Origin of the sequence: Herbaspirillum sp. WKF16, assembly GCF_028993615.1 — a bacterium.
Lineage (GTDB): Bacteria > Pseudomonadota > Gammaproteobacteria > Burkholderiales > Burkholderiaceae_D > Herbaspirillum.
In genome coordinates, this window is the sequence record NZ_CP118632.1 from 1,959,451 (window position 1) to 1,972,137 (window position 12,687).

At 63.5% G+C, this 12,687-nt stretch carries 11 protein-coding genes and 4 tRNA genes; all 15 read left to right on the forward strand.

Annotated features, from left to right (window positions below; genetic code table 11):
- The first annotated feature begins 45 nt into the window (after positions 1-45).
- The 15 genes from lepA (at position 46) to Herbaro_RS08870 (ending at position 12,653) form a co-directional block, all read left to right on the forward strand.
- A complete protein-coding gene (lepA, locus tag Herbaro_RS08800; RefSeq protein ID WP_275013442.1) occupies positions 46-1,839 on the forward strand; it encodes a translation elongation factor 4 in 1,794 nt (597 codons plus the stop codon).
- Position 1,840: 1 nt separating this feature from the next.
- Positions 1,841-2,755: a signal peptidase I gene (lepB, locus tag Herbaro_RS08805; RefSeq protein WP_275013443.1), complete on the forward strand. Its 915-nt coding sequence runs from the start codon at positions 1,841-1,843 to the stop codon at positions 2,753-2,755.
- 196 nt (positions 2,756-2,951) lie between these two features.
- Positions 2,952-4,070: a ribonuclease III gene (rnc, locus tag Herbaro_RS08810; protein WP_275013444.1), complete on the forward strand. Its 1,119-nt coding sequence runs from the start codon at positions 2,952-2,954 to the stop codon at positions 4,068-4,070.
- Positions 4,067-4,996, forward strand: a complete 930-nt coding sequence (gene era, locus Herbaro_RS08815) for a GTPase Era (RefSeq protein ID WP_275013445.1) — start codon at positions 4,067-4,069, stop codon at positions 4,994-4,996. Before rnc ends, era begins: the two co-directional genes overlap by 4 nt.
- Positions 4,997-5,082: 86 nt before the next feature.
- Positions 5,083-5,931: a DNA repair protein RecO gene (gene recO / locus Herbaro_RS08820; protein ID WP_275013446.1), complete on the forward strand. Its 849-nt coding sequence runs from the start codon at positions 5,083-5,085 to the stop codon at positions 5,929-5,931.
- Between the two features lie 82 nt (positions 5,932-6,013).
- Positions 6,014-6,784, forward strand: coding sequence for a pyridoxine 5'-phosphate synthase (gene pdxJ, locus Herbaro_RS08825; protein WP_275013447.1), 771 nt, complete (start codon positions 6,014-6,016; stop codon positions 6,782-6,784).
- Positions 6,785-6,794: 10 nt separating this feature from the next.
- Positions 6,795-7,187, forward strand: coding sequence for a holo-ACP synthase (gene acpS / locus Herbaro_RS08830; RefSeq protein WP_275013448.1), 393 nt, complete (start codon positions 6,795-6,797; stop codon positions 7,185-7,187).
- Positions 7,184-8,212: a beta-N-acetylhexosaminidase gene (gene nagZ / locus Herbaro_RS08835; RefSeq protein ID WP_275013449.1), complete on the forward strand. Its 1,029-nt coding sequence runs from the start codon at positions 7,184-7,186 to the stop codon at positions 8,210-8,212. The genes acpS and nagZ overlap by 4 nt, the downstream gene beginning before the upstream one ends.
- 25 nt (positions 8,213-8,237) lie before the next feature.
- The gene (uvrC, locus tag Herbaro_RS08840; protein WP_275013450.1) at positions 8,238-10,115 is read left to right on the forward strand and encodes an excinuclease ABC subunit UvrC; all 1,878 of its coding nucleotides are present in this window, start codon (positions 8,238-8,240) and stop codon (positions 10,113-10,115) included.
- Positions 10,116-10,214: 99 nt separating this feature from the next.
- On the forward strand, positions 10,215-10,796 hold the full coding sequence (gene pgsA / locus Herbaro_RS08845; protein WP_275013451.1) for a CDP-diacylglycerol--glycerol-3-phosphate 3-phosphatidyltransferase: 582 nt from the start codon (positions 10,215-10,217) through the stop codon (positions 10,794-10,796).
- A 63-nt stretch (positions 10,797-10,859) separates the two neighbouring features.
- Positions 10,860-10,935, forward strand: a tRNA-Gly gene (locus tag Herbaro_RS08850).
- A gap of 163 nt (positions 10,936-11,098) precedes the next feature.
- Positions 11,099-11,172: transfer RNA gene (locus Herbaro_RS08855), tRNA-Cys, on the forward strand.
- A 10-nt stretch (positions 11,173-11,182) separates the two neighbouring features.
- A tRNA-Gly gene (locus Herbaro_RS08860) sits at positions 11,183-11,258 on the forward strand.
- A 53-nt stretch (positions 11,259-11,311) separates the two neighbouring features.
- Positions 11,312-11,387, forward strand: a tRNA-Gly gene (locus tag Herbaro_RS08865).
- Positions 11,388-11,687: 300 nt separating this feature from the next.
- Positions 11,688-12,653: a chemotaxis protein gene (locus tag Herbaro_RS08870; protein WP_275013452.1), complete on the forward strand. Its 966-nt coding sequence runs from the start codon at positions 11,688-11,690 to the stop codon at positions 12,651-12,653.
- Positions 12,654-12,687 lie beyond the last annotated feature (34 nt).

Sequence of the window (12,687 nt, forward strand, 5' to 3'; positions counted from 1 at the left end):
CTTCTCCCGCTATGAGCGCCTTTTTTCATCGTTTCCTGTCTGTTAATGAACAATATCCGTAATTTCTCGATCATCGCCCACATCGACCACGGCAAGTCCACGCTGGCCGACCGCATCATCCAGTTGTGCGGGGGCCTCTCCAACCGCGAGATGGAAGCCCAGGTGCTGGATTCGATGGATATCGAACGCGAGCGCGGCATCACCATCAAGGCCCAGACTGCGGCCTTGCAATACAAGGCCAAGGATGGCCAGACCTACAACCTCAACCTGATCGACACCCCGGGGCACGTCGACTTCAGCTATGAAGTCAGCCGTTCGCTGTCCGCTTGCGAAGGCGCGCTGTTGGTGGTGGACGCCTCCCAAGGCGTGGAAGCGCAGACGGTGGCCAACTGCTATACCGCGCTGGACCTGGGCGTGGAAGTGGTGCCGGTCTTGAACAAGATCGACCTGCCGTCGGCCGACCCCGACAACGCCAAGAGCGAGATCGAGGAAGTGATCGGCATCGACGCCTCGGACGCCACGCCATGCTCGGCCAAGACCGGCCTGGGCGTGGAAGACGTGCTGGAGGCCATCGTCGCCAAGGTGCCGGCGCCCAAGGGCGATCCGGATGCGCCGTTGCAGGCCCTGATCATCGACTCCTGGTTCGACAACTACGTCGGCGTGGTGATGCTGGTGCGCATCGTCAACGGCACCCTGCGCCCCAAGGACAAGATCCTGTTCATGGCCACCGGCGCCCAGCACTTGACCGAAAGCATCGGCGTGTTCACGCCCAAGTCGCAGGCGCGCGACGAGCTCACCGCCGGCCAGGTCGGCTTCGTGATCGCCGGCATCAAGGAACTGAAATCGGCCAAGGTGGGCGACACCGTGACCCTGGCCGGCAAGCCGGCGCCGGCGCCGCTGCCCGGCTTCAAGGAAGTGCAGCCGCAGGTGTTCGCCGGCCTGTTCCCGGTGGAAGCCAACCAATACGACGCGCTGCGCGACTCGCTGGAAAAACTCAAGCTCAACGACGCCGCGCTGATGTATGAGCCGGAAGTCTCGCAGGCGCTGGGCTTCGGCTTCCGCTGCGGTTTCCTCGGTCTGCTGCACATGGAAATCGTGCAGGAGCGCCTGGAGCGCGAGTTCGACATGGACCTGATCACCACCGCGCCGACCGTGGTGTACGAGGTTCAGCAGCGCGACGGCACCCTGCTGATGGTGGACAACCCGTCGAAGATGCCGGAAGTCTCCAAGATCGAGGAAGTGCGCGAACCCATCGTCACGGTCAACCTGTACATGCCGCAGGAATACGTCGGTTCGGTCATCACGCTGTGCACGCAGAAGCGCGGCGTCCAGATCAACATGAGCTACCACGGCAAGCAGGTGCAGCTGACCTACGAAATGCCGATGGCCGAAATCGTGCTGGACTTCTTCGATCGCCTGAAATCCACCTCGCGCGGCTATGCGTCGATGGACTACGAGTTCAAGGAATACCGCGCCGCCGACGTGGTCAAGGTCGACATGCTGATCAACAGCGAGAAGGTCGACGCGCTGGCCATCATCGTGCACCGCGCCGCGGCCCAGTTCCGCGGTCGCGCGGTGGCGGCCAAGATGCGCGAATTGATCCCGCGCCAGATGTTCGACGTGGCGATCCAGGCCGCCATCGGCGCCACCATCATCTCGCGCGAGAACGTCAAGGCGATGCGCAAGAACGTGCTGGCCAAGTGCTACGGCGGCGACATCTCCCGCAAGCGAAAGCTGCTCGAGAAGCAGAAGGCCGGCAAGAAGCGCATGAAGCAGGTCGGTTCGGTGGAAATCCCGCAGGAAGCGTTCCTGGCAATCTTACAAGTGGAAGAGAAATAACATGCAGGCATTGTTGGGCAACTTCGCACTGATTCTGTTCGTCCTGATGTTGGTGACCGGCGTGGTCTGGTTTGCCGATACCTTCTTTCTTTCCAAGCAGCGCCGCGCCCGCGCCGACGCCGCGCTGGCGGAGTTCGACGCCCGCGTCGCGCGCGACAAGGCCGAAGGCATCGAGCGTGACGGCAGCATGCCCGGCAAGCGCGCCGAGCTCGAAGCCAAGCTGACCAAGCAGCCGGCCTGGATCGAATACTCGGGCAGCTTCTTCCCGGTGATCGCGCTGGTGTTCTTCCTGCGCTCCTTCCTCTACGAGCCGTTCAAGATTCCATCGAGCTCGATGGTGCCGACGCTGCTGGTGGGCGACCTGATCCTGGTGAACAAGTACACCTACGGCATCCGCCTGCCGATCATCAACAAGAAGATCGTCGAAGTGAACAATCCGCAGCGCGGCGACGTCATGGTCTTCAAGTATCCCAAGGATCTGACGGTGGACTACATCAAGCGTGTTGTTGGCGTGCCTGGTGATAAAATAGTCTATAAAAACAAGCGCTTAACCGTTAATGGTGAAGAAATTTCTTATAAAGCGCTGCCGGATTATCTGGATGACGAGAATCTGACGTACTATAAGCAGTGGCAGGAAAACCTGACCGGCGTCGAGCACAAGATCCTCACCGATGAGCGTGCTCCGAACTTCGTGCCCAACCCCGATGCCTTCCCGCATCACGAGCTGTGCACCTACAACGCCGAAGGCTTTGCCTGCACGGTGCCGCAGGGCGAATACTTCATGATGGGCGACAACCGGGACAACAGCCTGGATAGCCGCTACTGGGGCTTCGTTCCGGACCAGAACATTGTCGGCAAGGCATTCTTCGTCTGGATGAACCTTGGCAATTTGAAGCGGATCGGCGGCTTCCAGTAACAGCAACGGCGCCCCCATCCTGGTTAAGAAGTTTCCATTTGGCATTTTTGCGTTGTGGAGGCAGACCGGAGCAGTTTTCAGCTTTGCTTTGAACCGATCCCGCTGACTGATCAGGCTGGCTGCTTGCCCGAGATTGCGCGCATGTTGTTTGCAGGTGGCGCGCACCGGGGCGGCGTCCTGAATGACGGATGAGAAAATGGATCCTCAACTCTTGCAACATCGGCTAGGCCACAACTTCAGGGACGCTTCTTTGCTGCAGCAGGCCCTGACGCACCGTAGCCATAGCGCCTTGCATAACGAGCGGCTGGAATTCCTCGGCGATTCGGTGTTGAACTGCGTGGTGGCATCCCTGCTGTTCGAACGCTACGAAAAGATCGACGAAGGCGACCTGTCGCGCCTGCGCGCCAACCTGGTCAAGCAGCAATCCCTCTATGAAATCGCCCAGCGGCTGGAGCTCTCGCAGTTCCTGCGCCTGGGCGAGGGCGAACTCAAGTCGGGCGGTTTTCGCCGTCCCTCCATCCTGGCCGACACGCTGGAGGCGCTGTTCGGCGCCATCTTCCTGGATTCCGGTTTCGACGCCGCGCGCGGGGTGATCCGCGCGCTGTACATCCCGGTGCTGGAGCACGTCGATCCCAAGACGCTGGGCAAGGACGCCAAGACCTTGCTGCAGGAGTTTTTGCAAGGCAAGAAGATCCCGCTGCCGCAATACAACGTGATCGCCACTCATGGCGCAGCCCACAACCAGGAGTTCGAGATCGAATGCCTGGTGCCCAAGCTGGAGATCCAGGTGTTCGGCACCGGCGGCAGCCGTCGCGCGGGCGAGCAGGCCGCCGCCAAGCTGGCGCTGGAGGCGGTGCAGCTGGCGTTGGTGAAGACGCCGTCGGCCGGCCGCAAGCCGCGCGCGCGCACCACCCAGCTGAAGCTGGCCGGCATCGCCACCATCCAGCCGGATGCGCCCGAGCAGGAAAGCGTCGGCCGCGGCAACCGCGCCGAGGCCGGCAACGTCAAGCCGCTCAAGGCGGAAAAGACTGACAAGGCGGAAAAGGCCGACAAGGCCGACAAGACCGACCTGGTCGATAAGGCCGAGCGCGCGGAAAAGGCCGAGGCCAGGTCCGACAAGCAGGTCGAGAAGCAGGCAGACAAACAAGCGGACAAGCAGGAAAAAGCCGTGAAAGAGCCCAGGGAGCAGAAGGATGGCCAGGGGCGTTCCCCGGCCGCCCGCGGCGAGGGCAAGAACGGCGGCGAGCGCGGTGACGCGGTCGCGGCGGAATCCATATCGGCGGCTCCGGCCGCCTCGCAATCCAGAACAGCATGACAGATTCTCCAATGGCCGGCGAGCAGCCGGCACAGGCGCCGGGCGATGATTATCGCTGCGGCTACATCGCCATCGTGGGGCGTCCCAACGTCGGCAAGTCCACCCTGATGAACGTGCTGGTCGGCGCCAAGGTCAGCATCACCTCGCGCAAGGCGCAGACGACGCGTCACCGGATTACCGGCATCCAGACCATCGGCAACACGCAGTACGTCTACGTCGATACCCCCGGCTTCCAGACCCGCCACAGCAACGCGCTCAACAAGACGCTCAACCGCACGGTCACCAACACGCTGACCGCGGCCGATGTGATCCTGTTCGTGATCGAGGCCGGCACCTTCGGCCCGGCCGACAAGCAGGTGCTGGATCTGCTGCCGGCCAACGTGCCTTGCATCCTGGTGATGAACAAGGCCGACCGCAACAAGGACAAGACCACGCTGATGCCGTTCGCGCAGGAAGTCGCCTCGCACCATGACTTTGCCGCCGTGGTGCCGGTGTCGGCCAAGCAGCGCTTCCAGCTCGACAGCCTGCAGGAGGAAGTGCGCAAGCTGCTGCCGAACAATCCGCCGATGTTCGACGAAGACGACATCACCGACCGCAGCGAGAAATTCCTCGCCTCCGAGATCGTGCGCGAAAAGGTGTTCCGCTTCGTCGGCGAAGAACTGCCATACACCAGCACCGTGCTGATCGAGAAGTTTGAGCAGGAAGGCAACCTGCGGCGCGTCTTCGCCGCCATCCTGGTCGAGCGCGACATGCACAAGGCCATGGTGATCGGGCAGAAGGGCGCGCGCCTGAAGGAAATTTCGACCCAGGCGCGGCTGGACATGGAGCGCCTGTTCGGCGGCCCGGTCTATCTGGAAATCTGGGTCAAGGTCAAATCCGGTTGGGCCGACAACGAGGCCGGCCTGCGCGCGTACGGCTACGAATGAGCCGGACCGGCGCCACCACGACATATTCGACGGCATTTCGCCGCGCGCCAGGCTGCCGCGGCACAACGCATTGAGGACGGACATCCATGACTACCGTGCTTTCCGAATCCCAGCTCAGTACCGACCAGGCCCAGCTTGAGGCCAAGGCCGATACGGTCGCCGCGCCCGCCAGGAGCGAGGCCAAAAAGCCGGTTCGCGCGCGCAGCCGCGCCGTGCCGGAAAAGGAACACAAGGTACTGGCGCAGCCCGGTTTCATCCTCCACAGTTATCCCTACAAGGAAACCAGCCTGATCGTCGACGTCTTCTCGCGCGATCATGGCCGCGTGGCGCTGGTGGCCAAGGGGGCCAAGCGTCCGCATTCGGCGCTGCGCGGCGCGCTGCAGACCTTCCAGCCGCTTTCGCTGTCCTGGAGCGGCCGCTCCGAAGTGCGCACGCTGACTGGCGCCGAATGGGTAGGCGGCTTGCTGCCGCTGGAAAAGTCGGCGCTGCTGTGCGGCTTCTACCTCAATGAATTGCTGGTCAAGCTGCTGGCCCGCGAGGACGCGCACCCGGCGCTGTTCGATCACTACGTGTCCACGCTCAACAAGCTGGCCCATGGCGAGAACGCGCCCATCGTGCTGCGCCAGTTCGAACGCATCCTGCTCAGGCAGACCGGCGTGGCCGGCAACTGGAGCCACTGTTCGTCCAGCGGCAAGCCGGTGCAGCCCGATCTCATCTATGTGGTCGATCCCGAGGTCGGCACGCGTCCGGAGCGCCTGTCGGACCGGGCGCCCAAGGTCTCCGGCAAGACCCTGCTGGACATGGAGCGCGAAGACTACAGCGACCCGACCACCCAGCTGCAGAGTAAATTCCTGATGCGCTACCTGCTGGCCCACCATCTCGGCGGCGCCCAGCTCAATACGCGTCAGATCCTGATCGATCTGATGCAGCTCTGATCCGCCGGCCCGGCCGGCATCGTTTTCCCGCCGCGCCCGACGCGGATTTCCCGACGAACCCAACAACAAGATTGCTGTCGCCATGAGTTTCCTGCATCCTGCCGGCCCGACGATTGAACTGGGCATCAACATCGACCACGTCGCCACGCTGCGCAATGCGCGCGGCACCTCCTATCCCGACCCGGTCAAGGCCGCGCTGGAAGCGGAGGAGGCGGGCGCCGACGTCATCACGCTGCACCTGCGCGAAGACCGCCGCCACATCCGCGACGCCGACGTCAAGGCGATCCGTCCGCTGCTGCGCACGCGCATGAACCTGGAAGCGGCGGTGACGCGCGAGATGCTCGATTTCGCTTGCGCCATCAAGCCGCAGGACGTCTGCCTGGTGCCGGAAAAACGCACCGAGGTGACCACCGAGGGCGGCCTGGATGTGACAGGCCACTTCGCCGACGTGCAGGCGGCGATCCGCCAGTTGCAGCAGGAGAGCGTGCGCGTGTCGCTGTTCATCGACCCCGACCTGCAGCAGATCCGCGCCGCGGCCGAAGCCGGCGCGCCGGTCATCGAGCTGCACACCGGCCGCTACGCCGACGCCACCAGCGAGAAGGAGCAGCGCGAAGAACTCGAGCGCATCCAGGCCAGCGTGCTGGAAGGCGTCAAGCTGGGCCTGAAGGTCAACGCCGGACACGGCCTGCACTACACCAATGTGCAGGCGATCGCCGCCATTCCGCAGATCGCCGAGCTCAACATCGGCCACGCCGTGGTCGCCCACGCGGTATTCGCCGGCTGGCGCAATGCCGTCTCCGAGATGAAGGCGATCATGGTCAAGGCGCGCCTGGCCGCCATCGGCCGCGCCTGAGGCCGCACGCATGATCTACGGCATCGGCACCGACATCCTCAGGATCCCGCGCGTGGAAGCCGCGCTGGCGCGTTACGGCGACCGCTTCGCCGGCAAGATCCTGGGCCCCGAGGAAATGCAGAAATACCTGCGCCGCAAGGCCAAGGTGGAGGCGCGCGGGGTGCGTTTCCTGGCGACCCGCTTCGCCGCCAAGGAAGCCTTCTCCAAGGCCATCGGCATGGGCATGCGCATGCCCATGACCTGGCGCGCCATGCAGGTGCTGAACGACCCCAGCGGCAAGCCGGTGGCGGTATGCAGCGGTAGCCTGAAGGCCTGGATGGAGCAGCGGGGCCTGTCGGCGCAGGTCACGATCACCGACGAGGCCGAGTACGCCGTGGCCTTCGTCATCGTGGAGAAGACATGAGTCACACCGTGAAGCCGCTTGGCCCGGTCATGCTGGACGTGGTGGGCACCCGCCTGGATGCGGCCGATATCGCCCGCATCCAACATCCGCTCACCGGCGGGGTCATCCTGTTCGCGCGCAATTACGAAAACCGCGCCCAACTGGAGGAGCTCACCGCCGGCATCCGCCGCGCGCGCCCGGGTGTGCTGATCGCGGTCGACCACGAGGGCGGTCGGGTACAGCGCTTCCGCAGCGACGGCTTCACGCGCCTGCCGGCCATGGGCAAGCTGGGCCAGCTGTGGGACAACGATGTGCTGCAGGCCACCAAGCTGGCTACTGCCACCGGCTTCGTGCTGGCCGCCGAGCTGCGCGCCTGCGGCGTTGATCTCTCGTTTACGCCGGTGCTGGACCTGGACTACGGCGAGTCGACCGTGATCGGCGACCGCGCCTTCCATCGCGACCCGCGCGTGGTCACGTTGCTGGCCAAAAGCCTGAACCATGGCCTGGCGCTGGCCGGCATGGCCAATTGCGGCAAGCATTTCCCCGGTCACGGCTTCGTGGCGGCCGATTCGCACGTCGCCATCCCGGTGGACGAGCGCGAGCTCGACGCCATCCTCGGCGACGACGCCATGCCTTACGACTGGTTGGGCATGAGCCTGGCGGCGGTGATGCCGGCGCACGTGATCTATCCCAAGGTCGACAAGAAGCCGGCCGGCTTCTCGAAGAAGTGGCTGGACATGCTGCGCGGACGCTTCGCCTTCCAGGGCGTGATCTTCAGCGACGACCTCAGCATGCACGGCGCCAGCGTCGCCGGCGGCGCGCTGGATGCGGCGCAGGCCGCGCTCGACGCCGGCTGCGACGTCGCCCTGATCTGCAATTCGCCGGACAAGGCCGACCAGATCCTGGCCGGCCTCAAGGGCGGCGCCGACGCCGCCTCGGCCGCGCGCCGCGCCGCGCTGGTGCCGGCGGCGCCGGCCCTGGATTGGGATGCGCTGCAGGCCGACCCGCGCTACCTGGCAGCGCGCGCGCTGGTGCAGTCGCTGTAATCCGTTCCGTTTTCCAGCCGCCGCCATGTCCGAACCGAACGACACCCCGCTTCCCGATCCGCGCGAGCTCGTGCTGGAGACGGTTGCGCGGTTGCCGCACCTGCCCGGCGTCTACCGCTATTTCGACGCGGAAGATAACGTCCTCTACGTCGGCAAGGCGCGCGACCTGAAGAAGCGCGTCTCCAGCTATTTCCAAAAGACCCTGACCAGTCCGCGCATCGCCATGATGGTGGAGCGCATCGCGCGCCTGGAAACCACGGTCACGCGCAGCGAGGCCGAGGCGCTGCTGCTGGAAAACAACCTGATCAAGACCCTGCGTCCGCGCTTCAACATCCTGTTTCGCGACGACAAGTCCTATCCCTACCTGAAGATCACCGGCCATGCCTTCCCGCGCATGGCCTACTACCGTGGCGCGGTCGACAAGCGCAACCAGTACTTCGGCCCGTTCCCCAACGCCGGCGCGGTGAAGGAGTCGATCCAGATCTTGCAGAAGGTGTTCCAGCTGCGCACCTGCGAAGACACCGTCTTCACCAATCGCACGCGTCCCTGCCTGCTGCACCAGATCCACCGCTGCAGCGGCCCTTGCGTGAAACTGGTGAGCACCGAGGATTACGCGATCGATGTCGAGAACGCCTCCAAATTCCTGCGCGGGCGCCAGACCGAAGTGATGGCCGCGCTCGAACAGAAGATGCACGCCTTCGCGGCCGACCTCAAGTTCGAGCAGGCGGCTGCGGTGCGCGACCAGATCGGCTCGCTGTCGTCCGTGCTGCACCAGCAAAGCATGGAGACGGTGAGCGACGCCGACATCGACATCATCGCCGTGGTGGTGCAGGGCGGGCGCGCCTGCGTCAATCTCGCAATGGTGCGCGGCGGGCGCCACCTGGGCGACCGCGCGTATTTCCCTTCGCATGTCGACGGCGCGCTCAATGCGGTGGACGAGGGCAGCGAGGGCAGCATCGAGATCGAGGTGCTGAAGGCTTTCCTGGCGCAGCACTACATCGACAAATTCATTCCCGGCGCGCTGATCGTCAGCACCGAGTTCGACGATCCGGCGCTGATGGTGGCGCTGATGGAGCAGTGCGGCCATCGCATCGCGCTGACCTTCCAGCCCCAGGGCCAGCGCCGCCAGTGGCTGGAGATGGCCGCCAAGGGCGCCGAGCTTTCACTGGCGCGGCTGCTCTCGGAGCAGGGCTCGCAGCAGGCGCGCACGCGTGCGCTGGCCGACGTGCTGGAACTGGAAAGCGAGGACCTGGACAACCTGCGCGCCGAATGCTTCGACATCAGCCACACGCAAGGCGAGGCCACGCAGGCGTCCTGCGTGGTGTTCCATCACCACGCGATGCAAAACGGCGAATACCGGCGCTACAACATCAACGACATCACGCCCGGCGACGACTACGCCGCCATGCGCCAGGTGCTCACGCGCCGCTATGAGAAGGTCGCCAATGGCGAGGGCGTGATGCCCGACATCGTGCTCATCGACGGCGGCCGCGGACAGGTGGAAATGGCGCGCCAGGTGTTGACCGAGCTGGGGCTGGACATCAGCCTGATCGTCGGCGTGGCCAAGGGGGAGGGCCGCAAGGTGGGGCTGGAGACGCTGGTGTTCGCCGACGGCCGCGCTCCCAGGGAACTGGGCAAGGAGTCGGCCGCGCTGATGCTGATCGCCCAGATCCGCGACGAGGCCCACCGGTTCGCCATCACCGGCATGCGCGCCAAGCGCGCCAAGGCGCGCCAGAGCTCGCGCCTGGAGGAGATCGAGGGCATCGGCGCCAAGCGGCGGCAGCGCCTGCTGGTGCGCTTCGGCGGCCTGCGCGGGGTGACCGACGCCAGCGTCGACGAGCTGGCCTCTGTGGACGGCATCTCGCGCCAGCTGGCCGAGGAAATCTACCGCCAGTTGCACTGAAAATCGCCGCAGGCCGCACCGGGCGCGCTTTGGCCGGGCGACTCTGCTACTATTCGTTAGAATTTTTTTTGTGTACGCCGCTTCAATCAACCAAGACGTATGCCTTTCAATATCCCCATTTTGCTGACCTGGTTGCGGGTAGCCCTGATCCCGCTGGTGGTCGGCGTGTTCTATCTCCCTGAAATCGGCCTGAACCGCTTCGAACAAGGCATCGCCTCCACCGTCGTCTTCATCGTCGCCGCGGCGACCGACTGGTTCGACGGTTTCCTGGCGCGCCGCTGGAACCAGACCTCGGCCTTCGGCGCCTTCCTCGATCCGGTCGCCGACAAGCTGATGGTCACCGGCGCCTTGCTGGTGCTGGTGCACCTGGGGCGCGTGCATCCGGTGATCGCCTTCATCATCATCGGCCGCGAGATCGCCATCTCGGCGCTGCGCGAATGGATGGCGCAGATCGGCGCGTCGAAGTCGGTGGCGGTGAGTTCGCTGGGCAAGATCAAGACCACCGCGCAGATGATCGCCATTCCGATGCTGCTCTACTACGACACGCTGCTGGGCGTGGTCGATACGCGGCTGTGGGGCGCGATCCTGTTGTTCATCGCCGCAGTGCTGACGGTGTGGTCGATGCTTTACTACCTGAAGAAGGCGATGCCGCTCATCAAGAAGGTGCAGGAAAATTCGTAATTGATTGCGGAAATGATGTTGACAATTTCCAACGGTGCCTTATAATAGCGTTCTGTTGTCGATGCGGGAGTAGCTCAGTTGGTAGAGCGATACCTTGCCAAGGTATAGGTCGAGAGTTCGAGACTCTTCTCCCGCTCCAGGTTACTTGGAAAAAAGGAAGCCTAACAAAGCTTCCTTTTTTTATTGTACGAGGCGCGCACACGTCGGCGATGTGGTGCAACCCAGGTTGGATCAATCGAAAGATGTTTGCCAAGAAGTTGTTTGCAAACAACGCGCATTTTAGGTAGTATGCGTGTCCCCAAGGCGGGGTAGCAAAGTGGTTATGCAGCGGCCTGCAAAGCCGTCTACGCCGGTTCGATCCCGACCCCCGCCTCCAAACACTCCCCGCGGGAGTAGCTCAGTTGGTAGAGCGATACCTTGCCAAGGTATAGGTCGAGAGTTCGAGACTCTTCTCCCGCTCCAGTTTCAAACGAGGAAGCCCCGGCTTCCTCGATGCAGTAGATGTAAGGTCCCATGCGGGAGTAGCTCAGTTGGTAGAGCGATACCTTGCCAAGGTATAGGTCGAGAGTTCGAGACTCTTCTCCCGCTCCAGATAAGAAAGAGGAAGCCTGACGGCTTCCTCTTTTTTTTCGTCTTTTCTCCGTTCCTCTCGGCAGATATGCAGCCTGGCGCCGTCCACGTGACGCGTCGTGGCGGGAAATTGTTTAGAGAGTTTTGATGAGAATAAAACCTGGGGCGTCTCCGAGATATAAAGCCAAAGTATTTTGAGCAAAAGCAACGAAAGCCGGAGATCCCGGCCATCGGGGACTTGCCTGATTGCTATTGCCAGGCTTCCCGTCTACATTGGACGAACAGACTTTTCTGTTCAATCCATTCGATTCGGGGGAAACAATGGACAGCTTCCAAAAAGAGATTGATGAACGAACCAATCTCACGGCATCCAACAAGTTCGAGCTGCTGCTGTTCCGCCTGGGATCGGACCCGCATGGCGAGCGATCTGAATTATTCGGCATCAACGTGTTCAAGATCCGCGAGATCGTGCCCATGCCGCCGGTCACCAAGGCGGCCGGCACGCAGTCGCCGATGCTGGGCATGGTCAACATCCGTGGGCAGATCATTTCCGTGATCGACCTGCCGGCGGTAGTCGGCTGCAAGCCCAAGACCGCGCTCAATATCCTGCTGGTCACCGAATACGCGCGCAGCACGCAGGCCTTCGCGGTGGAGTCGGTGGACGAGATCGTACGGCTGGAGTGGAAGCAGGTGCTCTCCGCCGAGACCAAGGCCGGCGGGCGTTTCGTCACCAGCATTGCGCGCCTGGATTCCGATCAGGACAGCAGCCGCCTGGCGCAGGTGCTGGATGTCGAGCAGATCCTGCACGAGATCATGCCCTCCAACCGGGAAGAGATGGCCGCCACCATGACCAAGGCGGCCGGACGCATGAAGGCCGGCACCATCGCCATCGCGGCCGACGACTCCAGGGTCGCGCGCTCACTGATCGAGCAGGGCCTGCGCGCCATGGACATCCCCTTCGAGATGCACAACACCGGCCGCGACGCCTGGGAGAAGATCCAGAGCATCGCCCGCCGCGCCCGTGACGAGGGCGTTCCGATTACCGACAAGATCGCCTTCGTGCTGACCGACCTGGAAATGCCGGAAATGGACGGCTTCACGCTCACGCGCAACATCAAGAGCGACGATTTCCTCAAGAAGCTCCCGGTGATCATTCATTCCTCGCTCTCCGGCGAGGCCAACGAGGATCACGTCCGCAGCGTCGGCGGCGACGCCTACGTGGCCAAGTTCGAGGCGAATGAACTGTCCGCCTCCATTCTCGGTGTGCTGGGCGGCGTACCTGCCTGAGGGCCGCTTGCCGGACCGCAAACGCCGGGTGCAA